Origin of the sequence: Paraburkholderia sp. BR10954, from assembly GCF_040965775.1 — a bacterium.
Classification (GTDB): domain Bacteria; phylum Pseudomonadota; class Gammaproteobacteria; order Burkholderiales; family Burkholderiaceae; genus Paraburkholderia; species Paraburkholderia youngii.
Genome location: NZ_JBFRCK010000003.1, coordinates 376,024 through 392,670 on the forward strand (window position 1 = coordinate 376,024; position 16,647 = coordinate 392,670).

Sequence of the window (16,647 nt, forward strand, 5' to 3'; positions counted from 1 at the left end):
GGCTGCGGGAGGCAAGTCATGCAGTTCGATCTGTCAGTCGTCGTCGATGCGTTACCGGCACTATTGCAGGGCGCGAAGCTGACGGTGCTCATCACCATCGCGGGCCTTGCGGGAGGCTTGGCGGTCGGCTTTCTGTTCGGCTTGATGCGCGCGTACGGGAACGCCTTCATGCAGAAGATCGCGTTCGCGTACGTCGAGTTCGTGCGCGGCACGCCGATCGTCGTGCAGGTGATGTTCATCTACTTCGCTCTGCCCGTGCTGCTTAACGTGCGCGTCGATGCGTTGACGGCCGCGATCGTGTCGATCATCGTCAATTCGGGCGCGTATATCGCCGAGATCGTGCGCGGCTCGTTCCTGTCGGTGCCGCGCGGATTGAAGGAAGCGGGACTCGCGCTGGGCATGCCGATGTGGCGCGTGCTCGGGTTCGTCGTCGGGCCCGTTGCGATTCGCCGCATGACGCCTGCGCTTGGCAACCAGTTCATCGTGAGCCTGAAAGACACGTCGCTGTTCATCGTGATCGGCGTCGGTGAACTCACGCGTCAGGGCCAGGAAATCATGGCGGCGAATTTTAGAGCCGTTGAAATCTGGACGGCCGTGGCCGCAATCTATCTGTGCATGATCGGTGTGCTGACGTTCTGTCTGCGCACGATGGAAAAGAGGATGCGGATACTATGAGCGCGCTCGATATGGTGCAGTTCAAGCAGGTCACGAAGCGCTTCGGGCAGACCACCGTGCTGGACGGCGTCGATCTGAACATTCGCGCGGGCGAAGTCGTGGTGCTGATCGGTCCGTCGGGTTCGGGCAAATCGACGCTGCTGCGTTGTATCAATGCGCTGGAGCATATCGACGGCGGCGATCTGATCGTCGATGGCATCAGCGTGCACGGCGGCTCGAAGAAGGTGCGCGAGATTCGCCGCGAAGCGGGCATGGTGTTTCAGCAGTTCAACCTGTTCCCGCAACTGACGGCGCTCGAAAACGTCGCGTTCGGTCCGCGTCAGGTGCGCGGCATGAGCAAGTCCGACGCTGAAACGCTCGCGCACGAGCTGCTGACGAAAGTCGGCCTGGCGGGCCGCGTCGGGCACTATGCAAGCGAGTTGTCGGGTGGCCAGCAGCAACGCGTCGCGATTGCGCGTGCGCTGGCCGTCAAGCCGAAGCTGATGCTGTTCGACGAGCCGACTTCGGCGCTCGATCCCGAACTGCGGCAGGAAGTGCTGCGGGTGATGCAGTCGCTGGCGGAAGAGGGCATGACGATGGTCGTCGTGACGCACGAAATGACGTTCGCGCGCAAGGTCGGCACGCGTCTGATCTTCATGGAGCACGGCCACATCACAGTCGACGGGCCGCCCGCGCAGTTGCTCGACAATCCGCCGAATCAGCGCCTGCGCGATTTCCTTCAACACGTCGAATGATCTCGAACTCATGTCTGCAATTGGATTCATCGAAATCTCCGGCTCGCCGTTCGACGCGGGCGAGGCGTTAGGGCGCTTCGGCGCGTTGGCCGTGCATCGCCACCTGGTGCAATCGGCCGCCTGGCGCGACGTCATGCAATGGCGTGGCACGCCGCTCGCCGCCGCGCTTTCCGCACATACGCAGCAGCGCTTTCCGCGTATCTGGGCGGAATTGCAGGGGCTTGCCGATGGCCTCGAAGTGCCCTTCGACGATGTGTTCCTGTGGAACTGTCGCGGCGACCTGTGGGCTGCGTCGCCCGACGGTTGCACGACGGTGCAATTGCCATCGGTTGATGGCAAGCGCATCAGTCACAACGAAGACGGCGACCCCGGCTTCGCGGGGCATTGCGCGATTGCCGCGTGTCGGATCGACGGCAGTCCGGGCTTCGCGGCGTTCGTGTATCCGGGCTCGCTGCCGGGCCATACGTTCGCCGTGACGGACGCGGGTCTTGCCGTCACCGTGAACAACCTGCGGGTGCGCCAGACCGAGGCGGGCGTGCCACGCATGGTGCTCACGCGCGCGTTGCTGGATGCGCGCGATCTCGATGCGGCCGTTGCCGTGGTGCGCGACAACCCCCGCGCGGGCGGCTTCCATCTGACGCTTGCGCATCAGGCGAGCGCGCCGTTGCTGAGCGTCGAGTACAGCGCGCACGGTTGTTCCGTGCAGGAGATCACGCAGCCGTCATTGCATGCGAATCACGCGATTCATCCGCCGATGCACGGCCTCGCTCAGCTCGTGACCGATTCATCGCGTAGTCGGCAGGCGCGCGGCGACCGGATGCTGCGGGACGCAAGCGAAGCGGGGCATGCGCCTGAGCCGCTCGCGATCCTTGCGGACACGCACGACGCATCGCTGCCGATCTACCGCGCCGATCCCGCCGATCCCGACGACGAAAACACGCTCGCAACCGCTGATATCGTGATCAGGGCGTCTCACATAGAATGGGACGTTTATGAACAACCAGGGACGCCGCCGCGATATCGATTGATCAATGGACACAAACCTACGCACGAAGCGCCGCAAGCCGGCGAACAAGGACGAGGCGGGCGCGCCTGAAGCCGTCGCTGGCGCGCCGCGCAGCGTCGATGCGCTGCGCGAACTGGTGGTGCGCATCGGTCGCGACGAAGCAGGCCTGTCGCTCGGCGGTAAGGCGCACGCCGTGCTGGCGTGGCTGCTCGAACGGCCGGAGGAAGTGGCCGTGCGGACCATCACCGATCTGGCGACGGCACTCGACGTCAATGCGTCGACGCTGACGCGGCTCAGCACGAAGCTCGGCTATACAGGGTTCGCGGATTTTCAGAGCGTGTTTCGCGATTCGCTGGCGGAGCGTCACCGGCATTTCTATACGAATCAGGCGGAGCGGCTTGTTGCAGGGAAAAAGCAGCGTGCGCACACGCCCGTCCATAGCGGAACGTCGCCCGAAGTCGAAGTCGTCGTGCAACTCGCGCACGAATCGATCGTCAATGTGGAGACGTTTCTCGCGCGGCTATCGGCTGACGATCTGCGCGGCGCGGCCGCGCTATTGGCGGGGGCGCCGCGCGTGCGCGTGCACGGCTTGCGGCAGTTCAGCGCGCTCGCCAGCTTTCTTTGCTATGGGCTCGGGATGATCCGTACCGACGTCGCACTGCTAGATGCGCAAGGGCTCGGTGTGGCTGAAGGACTCGCGCAGTTGCAACCGGGCGATGTGGTGGTCGTCACGAGCGTTTCGCCTTATACGCGCAGCGTCGCTGAAGCTGCGAAGGCAGCCGCCGAGGCGGGTATGACGGTCATCGCGATCACGGATACGCTCGCGTCTCCACTGGTGCCGCCCGCACGGCACGCGTTTCTGATTCCGCATGACAGCAGTTTCTTCAGCAATAGCATGGGCGCGTATCTGATCTTTTGCGAAGGCCTGCTCAATCTGGTCGCGACGCATCTGGGGAAGCGGTCTTTGCAGGCGCTATCGCGGCGCGAACGATTGATTACCGCGTTGGGGATCGAGACGGACTAATGCTGGCGAGGGTTGCGAACTCCGTTCTGCGCGCGCTGAGTTGCCGAGAGCGGCCCTCGCTTTACGAGGGCCGAGCGCGGTCCGTAGCTCACGCATCCGCCCGGCTTACGAATCGATGTGCACCGACACCCCAGTCGCCGAATAAACGGGTGTCACCTTGTAGCCGTCGACCGTGATCGTCGTGAACTGCGTGGTCGCCCCATTGCCATCGATCAGATCGATGGTGTCGCCGACCTTGGGCGCATAGCCGTTCACGAACTTCACGTGCAGCGTGCCGCCTGCGATGGTGAGTTGATTGCCAACATGCAATTGGCCGGCGCCTTTACCGTCGATGTCGAGTTCGAGCGTCGTGCCGCCGAGCTGCGTGTACTTGCCGACGATGGACACGGGCGAAGTCGCCGCGATGGTGACGCCGCCCGCACCCACATACACGTCGCCCGTGCCGAACGCATTCGGAGAATCCGCCTCGAGCACACCGCCGCTTACCTGGGAACCGCCCGACCAGGTGTTGTTGCCACCGAGCTTCAGCGTTCCATTGCCCTGCAGCGTCAACTTCCCCGAGCCGGAAATGTCGTTGCGCCACGAATCCGACGCGTTGAATCCGCCTTGGGACGCATCCATCGAAACGATGACGCTGCCATTGAACGCACCATATCCGTCGCCGGCCGCAAACATGTTGAGGCGGCCCCAACCTTCCGCGTCATCCATGACCGGATAGCCGGAAGGAAGCTCGGTCGTCTTGAGCACCACGCGGCGCTGGGCTGCGCTCAGATACGGAAAGCGCGTCTCCAGCAATACTTCCGCACCCTTCGGCACGACGGGAGGCGCATCGGTCGATTCGATCGGAGCAAAGCCAAACGTCATACGGCGCGTGAAGTCTGCTTTGTTCGTCGCATAGTCGGCGAAGCGGTCCGTCGCTGCCGTGCCGGAGTGGGCGAAAGCGGCGAAGTTCGTCGAATTGGTGTTGGTCGACTGCATCAGGGCTGTGTGCGCCTGACTAAATGCGGCGCTCTTCAAGGTGGCGTTGCTGGGATCGGAGAGATTCGCAGCAGTCGCCGCAAGTGCAAACATTCGACCAGCAATGACGTCGAGCGGCGAATGCATACCGGCAAAAATACGGTTTTCGCCAAGTTCGAGGCCGCGGCTCGCCATCTCCTGGAACCGCTCCGGCAGCACGTAGGCCATCGTCATCGCATCGCGCATCGCCTCCGCCTCGTGACCGCTGATATATCCGCCATCGGTCGAAGGCGTGGTGCTCTCGGCCGGCACCAGAGTCGGAGCTACCACGACACTCGTGCTCCAGCGGTATGGCCGCGCGTATTTGTAGAAGCGCTTGGCCGGCTCGGTCGATGCGTTGTTGCCCATGTTGCTGAGCAGGTCGACAACCTGGCCGAAATTGCTGTTGCCGCCGCTGCTGCCGACGCCAATGTTGTTGCCGGCGTCGTTGTACAGCACGGTCGTCGCATCCGCCGGGATCGACGTGATCGTCGTCGTCTGCTGCGCCGCCGTGCGCCACGCGTTGGTGAGCGGGCCCATGCCGTCGGTCACGCTGTAGCCTTTGCCGCGCCGGTCGTCGTAGTAGGCTGCATCGGCCTGCGCCTGGGTGCGGTTGGTCGTTTCGGTGACCACGAATTGAATATTTGCGGCATGGACGGCGCTGTTCACGACAGCCCCACCCGGCGTACCGTCATTGGGTAGTCCGGTCCACGTGGACTGCACGACAGCCGGAAACGAACCATTGGCGGGGGCGGATACGCCCGCATCGACGATCTCGGTCAACGGTTGCCAGATATCGAGGAATCGCGAGACGACACGCACGCCCGCATTCGTGGCGAGCGTCGCATATCGAGCGTCGCCGCGCTGGTTGGTCGCAATCGTGTCGACGAACGCGGGCACGTCGGGGATTGCGGCGTTGTCGACAAAACCAGGGTCGGCAGGCGGAGCCGGGATCGAGGCCGTCGCCGTTGTCGTCGAAGTATTCGAGGCCGTCGGCGTAGAAGAGTCATTGCTGCCACCGCACGCGGCTAGTGCCGCCACGCTTGCGAGAATAGTGAGGCGCAGCGGAAGAGAGACGCGAAGATGAGTCATCACGAGACTTTCTTGTCGTTGTTGGTGGCGTCGAATTGTGCGGATGAATTATTACGGCATTGTTGCGACCTATTTTCAGGCAAGGGGGATATGCACCGCAGACGTCTGAGCGCAGAGAGGGAGAAAGCCAACCCCTAAAGCCAACCCTTTACCGTCGCCACTCGCCAGACGACAAACATGACGAGGCCCACCGACGCGGCGGTCAACAGAATGAAGTCAATCGAGCGCGCTAGCTTTTTCATATCAAAGTCGGATCGGACGTGCGACGTCCGCATGTGAGCTGGGAGTCAGGCGTGCGTGAGTATCGAAACGCGTTTGTGCGGAATGTCGAGCGCTCACGGGCACGCTGAGATGGATCGCGGCCAGGCAGCGATCGACGGGGCGCCCGGCATTCAGCGTGACTATGAAGTTACCCCCTGCAAGCTTAAAAGCCGCTTAGCCCGAGCCTGTCCCTTGACGACCTGGGTTCCCCCGAGTCGCCCGGCTCTGCGGACTGACGCGCCGCAACGGCGGATATCCACACCCGCCGGCAAACCGTGCCATCATGGCGAGCATTCAGCAGATGTTTGCGAGCGGACGGAAGCCACGTTTGTTGCAAGCGCTTCATCAGTACCGCACGCTCCGACGCGCAGCACTGGCCAGCCGAAGCGGGACGCCCAGCCGGCGGCATCCTGCCATGCTCCACAGCCGTGCTGCTCCGTCTACCAGCCGGACGAGGAGTTCATCATGCTCGCAGTTCACAAGGCGGTGTTTCCGGTCGGGGGAATCGACACGCGCTTTCTGCCGGCCACGAAGGCGAGTCCGAAGGAGATGCTGCCGGTCATCGACAAACCGCTGATTCAATATGCGGTCGAAGAAGCGGTTGCCGCGGGTATCACCGAGCTGATCTTCATCACGGGCCGCGGTAAACGCGTGATCGAAGATCATTTCGACAGATCCTACGAAGTCGAACACGTGCTGCGGGCGCGCGGGCTGCAAAACCTCGCCGAACTCGTGCAAAGCATCAAACCACCCAACGTCAACTGCATCTATGTTCGGCAAGCCGAGCCGCTCGGACTCGGGCATGCGGTGTTGTGCGCGCAAAAGCTGATCGGCGACGAGCCGTTCGCGGTCGTTCTCGCCGACGATCTGCTCGAGGGTCAGCCGCCCGTTCTCGAGCAGATGGTGCACATCTTCAGCCATTACGATTCGTCGGTGATCGGGGTCGAGGAATTCGAAGCGGACGGCGCTTGCTCGCATGGCGTGGTCGGCGGACGACATTGGGACGAGCGCGTGATCAACGTGTCGAGCATCGTCGAGAAGCCCGCGCCGGAAAAAGCGCCTTCGTGCTTCGGCGTCGCGGGCCGCTATGTGTTGATGCCAGCGGTATTCGACCACTTGCGCGCTCAGCGCCCCGGCCCTCACGGCGAGATTCAACTGACACCCGCCATTGATTCGATGCTCGAGGAAGAGCAGGTGCTCGCGTATGAATTCATCGGCAAACGCTACGACTGCGGGACCAAACTCGGTTATCTGCAGGCGACCGTCGACTTCGCGCTGCGGCATAACGAGGTGCACGATGCATTCGGTGCCTGGTTGCGCAAGCGCGTAGACGGCGAGACTGCCGCGCCGGGCACCACGCATTAGCGCCGCCCATTGGACGACGGCACGGTCTGATCAAAGCAGGGTCCGGTAAATCTGTGCGCTATCGAACACACGCCGGCGCATCGAATGTCCATGATTTACCGATCAACGTCGTTCCTCTCAGCCATTCTGGAGTGGCCAGCCGGACAGATTTCGATGGGTGTCAGCATGGGCTTGCGCGTTACGCGCTATATTTGAATTCTCACTGCGCGATGCGGCGATGTGCTACTTGCCGCGCGAGTATGCGCCGCGAAAGCTTCATCTATCGTTGTGAGCCTTGGTGATTTTCAATCCCCGAGATTAACCGGGCTCGTGTTGGACCGTTGCAGACAGGCCTCGCTCGGGTCTTCCGCTTAACCACGACTTCACAGGACGGCAATATGTCACTTCGTATCAATGACACCGCGCCCAATTTCACCGCGCGGACCACGCAGGGCACCATTGATTTCCACGACTGGATCGGCGACCAATGGGCGATCCTGTTTTCTCACCCGAAAGACTTCACGCCGGTTTGCACGACTGAACTGGGCTACATGGCGAAGATCGAGCCGGAGTTCACCAAGCGCAACGCGAAGCTGATCGGGCTATCGGTCGATCCGGTCGAAGACCACGAAAAATGGGCCAAGGACATCGAGGAAACGCAGGGCGCCGCCGTCAAGTACCCGATGATCGGCGACACCGACCTCGCGGTCGCCAAGATGTACAACATGCTGCCGGCCGACGCGGGCGATACCAGCGAGGGCCGCACCGCAGCGACCAACGCGACCGTGCGTTCGGTTTTCATCATCGGTCCCGACAAGAAGATCAAGCTGACGCTGACCTACCCGATGAGCACCGGCCGCAACTTCGACGAAATCCTGCGCGTGCTCGATTCGATCCAACTGACCGCCAAACATAGGGTCGCGACGCCGGTCAACTGGAAGCAGGGCGAAGACGTGATCATCACGTCGGCGGTCAGCAACGAAGAGGCGCAGCAGGTGTTCCCTGGCTTCAAGACCATCAAACCGTATCTGCGTACCACCAAGCAACCGCGCTGACAGATGCGGCATGGCGGCCGTTCGCGGCCGCCTCGCCGATCTTCTCGAGAGATACAGATGATTTTTCGTCAGCTGTTCGATCCTGTTTCGTCGACCTACACGTACCTGCTCGGCGACAGCGGCGAGGCGGTGCTGATCGACCCCGTCTACGAGCAGGTGCCGCGCGATCAGGCGCTGCTGCGCGAGCTGGGCCTCTGGCTGCTTACTACGCTCGATACCCACGTGCACGCCGATCACGTAACCGGCGCATGGCGCATGCGTTTGCGTTGCGGCAGCGAGATCGGGCTTGCCGCGGTCGTGGGGGCGAAAGGCGTGACGCGGCCGCTCGCGCATGGCGATCGGATCGACTTCGGCACGCGTCATCTGACCGTGCGCGCGACGCCTGGCCATACGAATGGCTGCCTGACCTACGTGCTCGACGACCAGAGCATGGCCTTTACCGGCGACAGCCTGCTGATTCGCGGCTGCGGCCGCACCGATTTCCAGCAGGGCAGTCCGCAGCAGTTGTTCGCGTCCGTGCGCGAGCAGATCCTGTCGCTGCCGGACGGCTGCCTCCTCTATCCCGCGCACGATTATCGCGGCATCACCGTGACGAGCGTGACCGAGGAGCGGCGCTTCAATCCGCGTCTGGGCGGCGACGTCGACGTCGGCGATTTTGCCGGGTACATGAACAACCTGAATTTGCCGCATCCGAAACAGATGGCGGTCGCGGTGCCCGCGAACATGCGTTGCGGGCAGCCGGAAGGCGGCGCCGAAGTTGCGACCGAAACACCGGACTGGGCACCGTTGACGCTGCGTTTTAGCGGCGTGTGGGAAATCGAGCCGATGGCGCTGCTCGAGCATGGCGCGAAGTTTCAGATCGTCGATGTACGCGAGGCGCCGGAGTTTATCGATCGTTTGGGTCATCTGCCGGACGCGAAGCTGGTGCCGCTGTCGCAATTGACAGCGCGGCTCGAAGAACTGGATCGCGAGCGGCCGGTGGTCGCGGTGTGCCGGTCCGGCGTGCGCTCGGCGCAGGCGAGCGTATTGTTGACGAAGGCGGGGTTCGGCAAGGTGGCGAATCTTGCCGGTGGGATGCTGCGGTGGCGGACGGAGGGGTTGCCGGTCGCGTCGGACAGCGTTTGACGGGAGGCCGGCGCTACGGAACCTCGCGAACTCAGCCGCGACCCTGAGGGCCCATGGCGACACCAGCCTTCGAATAGCCAGCGCTCCGTTGCGCCGAGCGCGTAACCAGCCAGATTCCTCCGCATACCAGTACCAGCGCGACGAGATTCTTCAATTCCATGATGTTCTCGTTCAGGCAAATCGCGGACAGCACGGTACCGAACACGGGCACCAGGAAATTGAAAACGGTAACTTTGCCGACCTGGTTATATTTGAGCAGAAGACTCCACAACGTGAAGGCCGCTGCAGACAGCAACGCCAGGTAGGCCAGCAAAGCCATCGATCCCAGCGTGAACGCGTGCAACGAACCACCGGTCGCGTACCCCGCCGCAAGCAGAACGACGCCGCCAAACCCGAGTTGATAACCCGTCATGACCATGACATCCATACTTTGCGAAATGCGCTTTCCGTAAATCGATGCAGCGGATAGCACGAATGCGGCAATCACGATAAAGCCTTCGCCGAGCAAGCTGAATGCAAATTCAAACAGACCGTCGCCGAAATTGACGACCAGCACGCCGACGAATCCCAGCAGGCATCCAAGCGCTTTGCGTGGCGAGACCTTATCGTTCTTATAGATGAAATGCGCAAGCAGCACGCTGAAGAAGGTCGTCGTCGAGTTCAGGATCGAACCGCGAACGCCGGTCGTATAGGCGAGACCGATATAGAAGAAAACATATTGAATGGCCGTTTGCGTGAAACCCAATAGCATCAGCTGACCGGTATTGCGTCGATTCAATTCGAAAACAGGCTTCTTTGAAAAGGCAGCAAGAATCAACAACAACAGTCCCGCGAGCACGAACCGGTAGCCCGCGAAGATCAGCTTCGAAGGAATATCGTTTTGTGTGATTCCGAGTAACGCGTAGCCAATTTTAATTGCCGGGTATGAACTGCCCCAAAGCAGGCAGCATAGCGTCGCCACGATGACGAGCACTTTCGGTTGGGTGAAAAACCGCGCGGAATCGCGCGATCCGGTTGTGGCTGAAGGCACGGACATTTTTCGGGTGATGTTGTCTTTGTGCACTATGTGGGCAGGCCACAGCAGTGCTTTTTTTATTGCGGTATCGCTTATTTGCTTTTCAGTGATACCGCATGAAGGCTTCGCGAAATTATACGCAAATGCAATTGTAATGTCAGGGAGGACCGGCTGCCTGGCGTCTAGCCATGCGTCGAACGTCTACGCGAATTCGGGCCGCGAATACTCATCCGCCATTGCGCGAAAGGCCACGGGCGACCGGACGTTACGCCGGCTGCTATGTGCGCATCACTGTGTCGGGCGATCTTCCGACCATACGCTGGCGAGTAGTGCGCACCTTCACACCTGCGGCGCAGGCACCCGTGGGTCCAATCATTCTGTGCCGATCGCGCGATGCCCGCTTGCGCGGCTTCACGCAGTCCGCACGCCGATTGTCGATCCGCGTGCGAGTCGCGTTTATAGAAAAAGGCCCTATTTCGTCCTCACGTCCCGCGCTCGCCTGCCACTCGTCGCCGTATCCGCGAACAGGTCGATCACGACCTCGCGCAGCCAGCGATTGCCTTCGTCGTGATGGACCCGTTCGTGCCACAACAAATGGATCGGCGCGGCGGGCAGCGTCATCGGCAGCGCGCGCAGGCTGAGCGAGAACGGCGCGGCCAACTCCAGTGCGAGACGCTCTGGCACCGTGGCGATCAGGTCGGTACGTTGCAGGATGTAGCCCACGCTCATGAAGTGCGGCACCGTCAGTCGCACCTGACGCCGCACGCCGCGCCGTTTCAGCCACTCGTCCACCTGACCGTGACCGGTGCCGGCCGACACCACCACCAGATGCTCGGCTTCGCGCCACGCGGAAAGCGTGAGCGGCGCCTCTTCGAGTGGGTGGCCGCGTCTGAACAGACAGACGTAGCGCTGATCGAACAGACGCCGCTGATAGAAACCGCCCTTCAACTGCGGCAACAGTCCGATCGCCAGATCGACGCGGCCGTCTGCCATCTCCTTGCTCAGATTGACGCTCGTATTGCGGACCGTATTCATCGCGACGCCTGGCGCGACGCGCGACAATCGTTCCAGCAATGCCGGCAAAAACACGACTTCGCCGATGTCGGTCATCCCGATCGTCATCGTTCGCATTGCGCGCAGCGGATCGAAGCCCGTCACCGGATTGAGCGCGGCGTGCAAGGTGGCGAGCGCCTGCGAGACCGGTTCCGCGAGACGCAGCGCGAACGGGGTAGGCACCACACCGCCCGGCGCGCGCACGAACAGCGGATCACCCAGCAGGCGGCGCAGCTTCGCGAGCGCATTGCTGACGCCCGGCTGGCTCATGTTCATTTGCTCGGCGACGCTCGCCACGCGCCGCTCCTGCATCAGCCGCTGGAAAAGCAGCAGCAGGTTGAGGTCGAGATCGCTCAGTTCCATGGCTTCGGCATGACTAAAGGTCATTCACTTCAGTGATGAAGGAGATTCATTTCATCTTATTGAGCAATGACGGTCTAGTGCTGAAAATACCGACACGATAAACCCGCATATCGGAGACACAATCATGACCCGGATGGACCTGAGCATCGCGATCGTCGGCGCCGGCATCGGCGGCCTTACGCTGGCGCTCGCACTACGCGAGCATGGCATCGATGCGCAACTCTATGAGCAGACCGACGAGTTGCGCGAAGTGGGCGCGGCCGTCGCGCTGTCGGCCAACGCGACGCGCTTTTACGAGCGCATGGGACTACGCTCCGCGTTCGACGACGTGTGCGCCGAAGTACCCGGGCTCATCTATCGTGACGGCCGCAGCGGCAGCGTGATTGGCCATCATCGCGGCATGCCCAGCTATCGCGAGCAGTTCGGTGGCTCGTACTGGGGCGTCCATCGCGCCGATCTGCAGGCGGTGCTGTCGAAGGCGGTCGGTCTCGAGCACATCGAGCTCAGTCATCGGCTGGTCGATCTCGTGCAGCATCCCGATCGTGTGAGCCTCGCGTTCGACAACGGTCGGCGTATCGATGCCGATCTCGTGATCGGCGCCGACGGCGCACGCTCGATCACGCGACGCTGGATGCTCGGCTACGACGACGTGCTGTATTCCGGTTGCTCGGGCTTTCGTGGCATCGTGCCGGCCGAGCGCATGGACCTGTTGCCCGATCCGGAGACGATCCAGTTCTGGGTCGGGCCCGGCGGCCATCTGCTGCACTATCCGATCGGCGACAACGGCGATCAGAACTTCCTGCTGGTCGAGCGTCATCCGTCGCCGTGGCCGTCGCGCGACTGGGTCATGCCGTCGACCGAAGGCGAACAACTGCGCATCTTCAAGGACTGGCATCCGGCCGTCGTGCAGATGATCACGGCGGTGCCGATCAGTCAGCGCTGGGGCCTGTTTCACCGTCCGCCGCTCGGCCGCTGGAGCAAGGGTCGCGTGACGCTGATCGGCGATGCCGCGCATGCGCTCGTGCCGCATCACGGCCAGGGCGCCAATCAATCGATCGAAGATGCCGTGGTGCTGGCCGCGCAACTGGCCAAGGCGGGCCCAGGCAACTGGCGGGAAGCGCAGGAGGGCTACGAGCGTCTGCGCCGGGGCCGCACGCGCAAGGTGCAGTACGCGTCGATCAGCACCGCGGACGTGCTGCATCTGCCGGACGGCCCCGCCGCGCAGGAACGCAACGCGCGGCTTGGGGCGCGCGACAGCATGCTGCATCACCTCGACTGGATTCACGACTTCGATGCGCTCGCGCAGGAGCCGAGCGACCGGCAAGGGGGCACGTGGCTTTGAGCCTGTCCGTGACGCTTCGATAGCCAGGCGGTTGGCCGCGTGTGACGGCCATACCTCTGCTATTCGACAAACTGGGCGCCGGTCGCAATTACACCTACGCCGCTGCGAACGGAGCGTTTGTGCCGCACTCGTTCGCAGCCGACGGTCATTTTTGCCAGCTGTTAATGGCCGGTAGCGGCTGGCGATACCACGCTCGGGGTCGCCAGCGTGTTGTTGGTCTTGGGCGCGGGGGTGGCGGTCGTCGAGCCGGTGTCGTTGCTCGGCAGGCCCGAATTCGGCGCCTTGGCGCCCATGCCGCTGTCCGAGTTGGTGTTGCCCGGCATGCCGTAGCCGCCTGATGTTGTGCCGTTCATCTGATTCGACGGACTGGCGGTGCTGCCTGCGTTTCCGGTCGACCCGCTGCCGCTCTGACCTCCGGCCATCTGCGCAAAAGCGCCTCCCGACAGCGAGAGTGCGGCGACGGCCGCGACTAGTGTGATGGTTGCCTTGCTCATGATCCGCCCCTCCTTGATTGGACTGGAAGATAGACGCAGACAGTTGTCGCCTGCGCTACAGGAAATGTCGCAATCAGCGTGCCGCGCGTTTTCTCAGGTGCTGAATCGACGGTTGAATTTCACGCAATGTCGGCTCGATACAAGTTATTGGCCGCACGCATGGAATAGTCACGCCCCATGTTCGTTGCGTACCAATCGCTTTTGTCTGGACGAACTCGACCATTGCGATCGCACGAGATCTGCCGCGAAATCAGCCGCTCCGCCGGAATAAACCCCATGCCGTGCTCGTTCATTGAGCGTTAGGTCCTTTTGGGCAGAACAAGGAGTGCGGTCATGAAGTCTCTACTCGCTATTTTCGGCTTCGTTGCATGCGGCGCGGCCGTCGCGACTCTGGTGTCATGCGGCGGCGGGGGCGGCGGTAGCACGAATTCGAGCAGCACAAGCACGCCGGTTCAGTCGTCGTTCACAGCGACGGCGCTCGTCTCCGATGGTGCGGTGCCGGCCGCACACACCGACGCAAATCTGAAAAACCCTTGGGGCGTCGCCTTCAATCCCAGTGGTTTCGCGTGGGTCGCGGACAATGGCACCAATGTCGCGACGCTCTATGACGGTAATGGCGTGCCGCAATCGCTGGTCGTCACGATACCCGACGGCAAGAATGGGTCGGCATCGCCGACGGGCATCGTGTTCAACGGAACACAAAGCTTCCTCGTCACGGAAAACGGCAAGTCCGGAGTCGCCGCATTCATCTTCACGGGCGAAGGCGGCACCATCACCGCTTGGGCGCCCGCCGTCGGGCCGACCAATGCGTTCGTCATGTACGACGATGGTGCCGGTGGTGCCGTCTATAAGGGCCTTGCGCTCGCCGCCATGAACAATGGCAACTTCCTCTACGCGACGGACTTCCATAACAACAAGATCGACGTCTTCGATACCTCGTTCACGAAGGTCTCGATGCCCGGCGCCTTCACGGACCCGGCGATGCCGGCGGGCTTCGCGCCGTTCGGCATTCAGGCGATCGGCTCGAATCTGTTCGTCACCTATGCAATGCAGGATGCAGCCAAACACGACGATGTCCCGGGCGCGGGGCTCGGCATGGTCGATGTGTACGACACCGCGGGCAATCTGAAGCAACGCTTCGCAACAGGCGGTCTGCTGAACGCGCCGTGGGGCATTGCGCAGGCGCCCGCGAGTTTCGGCTCGATGAGCGGCGCAATCATAATCGGCAATTTCGGTGATGGCATGATCAATGCGTTCAACGCATCGAGCGGGCAGTCGATGGGACCGATCAGTGGACCGAACAACAGCCCGATCGTCGAACATGGCATATGGGGCATCGCGTTCGGCAACGACCTCAGCAATCAGCCTTCCAGCACGCTCTTCTTTGCGGCAGGCCCGAATGACGAAGCAGATGGCGTCTACGGAAGAATCGATCTGAATACGGCAACGTCGAGCTCGGGCACGACCGCGCCCACGGGCACGGGCACGGGCACGGGCACGGGCACGGGCACAAGCGCGGGCGGAGGGATGAGCGTTGGAATGTAGCGCCAAGCGCGCAATGGACAAGCGCCGCTCTTGATGCGAGAGCGGCGGGATTTCTTTATCCTCGACCCGCGATAGCGGGATCGATCTCGTTGTGTGTCAGGCCGAAAGCCGCCATGCGAGCACGATGATCCGGTGAGCCCAGATATGAACGAAGGGCCTGGTTTACCGCCTGGATCAGATCGCTGTTACTTCTATTGAACGAGAATGCCCCGAGCGGCGGCTTCTGCTGCTGGCCCTTCGTTCCCGGTTCGTGCGCGACGGCCTCGAGCATTGAGCCTCCGATCCGGTTCGCCACTATCCGATTCCCCAAGGCCGTGCTCGCATAGGCATCGATGGCGCCGGAGAGCACCGCTTCGATAGCATCGGCCTGATGCTCGAAGACGGTAATCCGATCCTCGCTTACGCCAGATGCTCTCGCCGAGTCGTGCTGAACCTGTCCGGCTATGATGCCAACGCGCGCGTCAGCGCGCTCGGCGAGTGACGCGTAGCTGTCGAGCGCTTTCGGGTTTCCAGTCCGAACCAGAAAACCGTCTGCGATCCCCCATACGGGGACGCTGAACGCGACCCTATCGGCGCGTTCACGCGTGACGAACAGCGGAACGTTCATATCCCACCTGCCTGCTTCGACGCCGGGCAGGAGTTCACTAAACGATGTCAGATGGTGCTCGATCCGGGTGGCACCGATCGCCCGAAGGACCGTGTCGGCCAGAGCGATGTCGGCACCGGTGGCAGTACCATCTGTTTCCATCCAACCGAACGGGGGCTCTTCGATGTACGCAATCGTCACCTTCATGGCTGGGTCTCCCACTTCTTGCCGTTACGTAATGGTCGCAAATCTGCTACGCATTGCATCGCGCGAATCGGCAGTTTCTCAGGGAAAAAATTTTCGCGCTCGCCACAATATTCGCGCTGCTGAAACGTCTTCAGGCGCATGGAACCGCCACCCGCCTCGCACCCGATGACCGACCGAGACAGCGACATCACCGCGACCGTGGTGCGCGAGCGCACGAGGCTCGTCAATTTTATCCGGCGTCGGATACGCGACCCGGACGATGCCGAGGACATCCTGCAGGATGTGTTCCACGAATTCGTGCAGGCTTACCGGCTTCCGGCTCCGATCGAACAGGCGAGCGCGTGGCTTTTTCGCGCGGCGCGCAATCGCATCATCGATCGTTTTCGCAAGAAAAAGGAGCAACCGCTGGCGGATCTGTCCGAGGCCGAGGACGACGCCAGCGGCGAGTATCGCCTCGACCTCGCGCTACCGGCGCACGATGCCGGTCCCGAAGCCCTCTACGCTCGCGCTGTATTGCTCAAGGCTCTGCAGGATGCGCTCGATGAACTGCCGCCGAATCAACGTGAGGTATTTATCGCGCACGAACTGGAGGGGCGGTCCTTCAAAGACATGGTGGCGGAAAGCGGCGTCGCGCTCAACACGCTGCTCGCGCGCAAGCGCTACGCGGTCTTGCATCTGCGCGCCCGACTGCAGGCCATTTACGACGAACTGGATATTTAGAGGAGTCGAC

17 protein-coding genes are annotated in these 16,647 nt (G+C 62.2%); 10 read left to right on the forward strand and 7 right to left on the reverse strand.

What is annotated here, in order from left to right; translation table 11 throughout:
- Positions 1-18: 18 nt before the first annotated feature.
- The 4 genes from glnP to AB4Y34_RS06760 are packed head-to-tail and all read left to right on the forward strand — an operon-like array spanning position 19 to position 3,439.
- On the forward strand, positions 19-675 hold the full coding sequence (gene glnP / locus AB4Y34_RS06745; RefSeq protein WP_018438276.1) for a glutamine ABC transporter permease GlnP: 657 nt from the start codon (positions 19-21) through the stop codon (positions 673-675).
- Positions 672-1,409 carry a glutamine ABC transporter ATP-binding protein GlnQ gene (gene glnQ / locus AB4Y34_RS06750; protein ID WP_018438275.1) on the forward strand — a complete coding sequence of 246 codons (738 nt, stop codon included), beginning with the start codon at positions 672-674 and terminating at the stop codon, positions 1,407-1,409. The genes glnP and glnQ overlap by 4 nt, the downstream gene beginning before the upstream one ends.
- A gap of 10 nt (positions 1,410-1,419) precedes the next feature.
- On the forward strand, positions 1,420-2,505 hold the full coding sequence (locus AB4Y34_RS06755; protein WP_176378711.1) for a C45 family peptidase: 1,086 nt from the start codon (positions 1,420-1,422) through the stop codon (positions 2,503-2,505).
- Complete coding sequence (locus AB4Y34_RS06760) at positions 2,441-3,439, forward strand: MurR/RpiR family transcriptional regulator (RefSeq protein ID WP_176378710.1); 999 nt, start codon at positions 2,441-2,443, stop codon at positions 3,437-3,439. The genes AB4Y34_RS06755 and AB4Y34_RS06760 overlap by 65 nt, the downstream gene beginning before the upstream one ends.
- A 105-nt stretch (positions 3,440-3,544) precedes the next feature.
- Here the strand turns inward: AB4Y34_RS06760 and AB4Y34_RS06765 are convergent, their stop codons facing one another.
- Complete coding sequence (locus AB4Y34_RS06765; protein ID WP_368715592.1) at positions 3,545-5,527, reverse strand: phosphatase PAP2 family protein; 1,983 nt, start codon at positions 5,525-5,527, stop codon at positions 3,545-3,547.
- Between the two features lie 726 nt (positions 5,528-6,253).
- On the opposite strand from AB4Y34_RS06765, the gene galU reads away from it, so the two are divergent.
- The 3 genes from galU (at position 6,254) to AB4Y34_RS06780 (ending at position 9,312) form a co-directional block, all read left to right on the forward strand.
- Positions 6,254-7,153, forward strand: a complete 900-nt coding sequence (galU, locus tag AB4Y34_RS06770; protein WP_368715593.1) for a UTP--glucose-1-phosphate uridylyltransferase GalU — start codon at positions 6,254-6,256, stop codon at positions 7,151-7,153.
- A 377-nt stretch (positions 7,154-7,530) separates the two neighbouring features.
- Positions 7,531-8,187 (forward strand): peroxiredoxin, encoded by a 657-nt coding sequence (locus AB4Y34_RS06775; protein WP_176106935.1) that lies wholly within the window; start codon positions 7,531-7,533, stop codon positions 8,185-8,187.
- Positions 8,188-8,244: 57 nt separating this feature from the next.
- The gene (locus AB4Y34_RS06780) at positions 8,245-9,312 is read left to right on the forward strand and encodes a rhodanese-like domain-containing protein (RefSeq protein WP_176106934.1); all 1,068 of its coding nucleotides are present in this window, start codon (positions 8,245-8,247) and stop codon (positions 9,310-9,312) included.
- A 31-nt stretch (positions 9,313-9,343) separates the two neighbouring features.
- Here the strand turns inward: AB4Y34_RS06780 and AB4Y34_RS06785 are convergent, their stop codons facing one another.
- Positions 9,344-10,348, reverse strand: coding sequence for a DMT family transporter (locus AB4Y34_RS06785; protein WP_368715659.1), 1,005 nt, complete (start codon positions 10,346-10,348; stop codon positions 9,344-9,346).
- 450 nt (positions 10,349-10,798) lie between these two features.
- On the reverse strand, positions 10,799-11,743 hold the full coding sequence (locus AB4Y34_RS06790) for a LysR family transcriptional regulator (protein ID WP_368715660.1): 945 nt from the start codon (positions 11,741-11,743) through the stop codon (positions 10,799-10,801).
- Between the two features lie 124 nt (positions 11,744-11,867).
- On the opposite strand from AB4Y34_RS06790, the gene AB4Y34_RS06795 reads away from it, so the two are divergent.
- Positions 11,868-13,085: an FAD-dependent monooxygenase gene (locus AB4Y34_RS06795; RefSeq protein WP_368715594.1), complete on the forward strand. Its 1,218-nt coding sequence runs from the start codon at positions 11,868-11,870 to the stop codon at positions 13,083-13,085.
- A gap of 161 nt (positions 13,086-13,246) precedes the next feature.
- Here AB4Y34_RS06795 and AB4Y34_RS06800 read toward each other — a convergent pair whose 3' ends face one another.
- Positions 13,247-13,579 carry a hypothetical protein gene (locus tag AB4Y34_RS06800; protein ID WP_176106930.1) on the reverse strand — a complete coding sequence of 111 codons (333 nt, stop codon included), beginning with the start codon at positions 13,577-13,579 and terminating at the stop codon, positions 13,247-13,249.
- A gap of 119 nt (positions 13,580-13,698) precedes the next feature.
- Positions 13,699-13,872 carry a hypothetical protein gene (locus AB4Y34_RS06805; protein WP_368715595.1) on the reverse strand — a complete coding sequence of 58 codons (174 nt, stop codon included), beginning with the start codon at positions 13,870-13,872 and terminating at the stop codon, positions 13,699-13,701.
- A 40-nt stretch (positions 13,873-13,912) separates the two neighbouring features.
- On the opposite strand from AB4Y34_RS06805, the gene AB4Y34_RS06810 reads away from it, so the two are divergent.
- Positions 13,913-15,124 (forward strand): TIGR03118 family protein, encoded by a 1,212-nt coding sequence (locus tag AB4Y34_RS06810; RefSeq protein ID WP_368715596.1) that lies wholly within the window; start codon positions 13,913-13,915, stop codon positions 15,122-15,124.
- Positions 15,125-15,179: 55 nt separating this feature from the next.
- Here the strand turns inward: AB4Y34_RS06810 and AB4Y34_RS06815 are convergent, their stop codons facing one another.
- Both AB4Y34_RS06815 and AB4Y34_RS06820 read right to left on the reverse strand, forming a co-directional pair.
- Positions 15,180-15,917 (reverse strand): transporter substrate-binding domain-containing protein, encoded by a 738-nt coding sequence (locus AB4Y34_RS06815; protein ID WP_368715597.1) that lies wholly within the window; start codon positions 15,915-15,917, stop codon positions 15,180-15,182.
- The gene (locus AB4Y34_RS06820) at positions 15,914-16,132 is read right to left on the reverse strand and encodes a hypothetical protein (protein WP_368715662.1); all 219 of its coding nucleotides are present in this window, start codon (positions 16,130-16,132) and stop codon (positions 15,914-15,916) included. Before AB4Y34_RS06820 ends, AB4Y34_RS06815 begins: the two co-directional genes overlap by 4 nt.
- Here AB4Y34_RS06820 and AB4Y34_RS06825 point away from each other — a divergent pair.
- Positions 16,056-16,637 carry an RNA polymerase sigma factor gene (locus AB4Y34_RS06825; RefSeq protein WP_176378700.1) on the forward strand — a complete coding sequence of 194 codons (582 nt, stop codon included), beginning with the start codon at positions 16,056-16,058 and terminating at the stop codon, positions 16,635-16,637. The genes AB4Y34_RS06820 and AB4Y34_RS06825 overlap by 77 nt on opposite strands.
- Positions 16,638-16,647: the final 10 nt, after the last annotated feature.

Bases quoted from the DNA above. Each gene is read 5' to 3' on its own strand.
- AB4Y34_RS06755 (WP_176378711.1), top strand. From the start codon at position 1,420: ATGTCTGCAATTGGATTCATCGAAATCTCCGGCTCGCCGTTCGACGCG.
- glnQ (WP_018438275.1), top strand. From the start codon at position 672: ATGAGCGCGCTCGATATGGTGCAGTTCAAGCAGGTCACGAAGCGCTTC.
- AB4Y34_RS06825 (WP_176378700.1), top strand. From the start codon at position 16,056: ATGGAACCGCCACCCGCCTCGCACCCGATGACCGACCGAGACAGCGAC.
- AB4Y34_RS06790 (WP_368715660.1), bottom strand. From the start codon at position 11,743: ATGGAACTGAGCGATCTCGACCTCAACCTGCTGCTGCTTTTCCAGCGG.
- glnP (WP_018438276.1), top strand. From the start codon at position 19: ATGCAGTTCGATCTGTCAGTCGTCGTCGATGCGTTACCGGCACTATTG.
- AB4Y34_RS06810 (WP_368715596.1), top strand. From the start codon at position 13,913: ATGAAGTCTCTACTCGCTATTTTCGGCTTCGTTGCATGCGGCGCGGCC.
- AB4Y34_RS06775 (WP_176106935.1), top strand. From the start codon at position 7,531: ATGTCACTTCGTATCAATGACACCGCGCCCAATTTCACCGCGCGGACC.
- galU (WP_368715593.1), top strand. From the start codon at position 6,254: ATGCTCGCAGTTCACAAGGCGGTGTTTCCGGTCGGGGGAATCGACACG.
- AB4Y34_RS06795 (WP_368715594.1), top strand. From the start codon at position 11,868: ATGACCCGGATGGACCTGAGCATCGCGATCGTCGGCGCCGGCATCGGC.
- AB4Y34_RS06785 (WP_368715659.1), bottom strand. From the start codon at position 10,348: ATGTCCGTGCCTTCAGCCACAACCGGATCGCGCGATTCCGCGCGGTTT.
- AB4Y34_RS06780 (WP_176106934.1), top strand. From the start codon at position 8,245: ATGATTTTTCGTCAGCTGTTCGATCCTGTTTCGTCGACCTACACGTAC.
- AB4Y34_RS06800 (WP_176106930.1), bottom strand. From the start codon at position 13,579: ATGAGCAAGGCAACCATCACACTAGTCGCGGCCGTCGCCGCACTCTCG.
- AB4Y34_RS06815 (WP_368715597.1), bottom strand. From the start codon at position 15,917: ATGAAGGTGACGATTGCGTACATCGAAGAGCCCCCGTTCGGTTGGATG.
- AB4Y34_RS06805 (WP_368715595.1), bottom strand. From the start codon at position 13,872: ATGAACGAGCACGGCATGGGGTTTATTCCGGCGGAGCGGCTGATTTCG.
- AB4Y34_RS06760 (WP_176378710.1), top strand. From the start codon at position 2,441: ATGGACACAAACCTACGCACGAAGCGCCGCAAGCCGGCGAACAAGGAC.
- AB4Y34_RS06765 (WP_368715592.1), bottom strand. From the start codon at position 5,527: ATGACTCATCTTCGCGTCTCTCTTCCGCTGCGCCTCACTATTCTCGCA.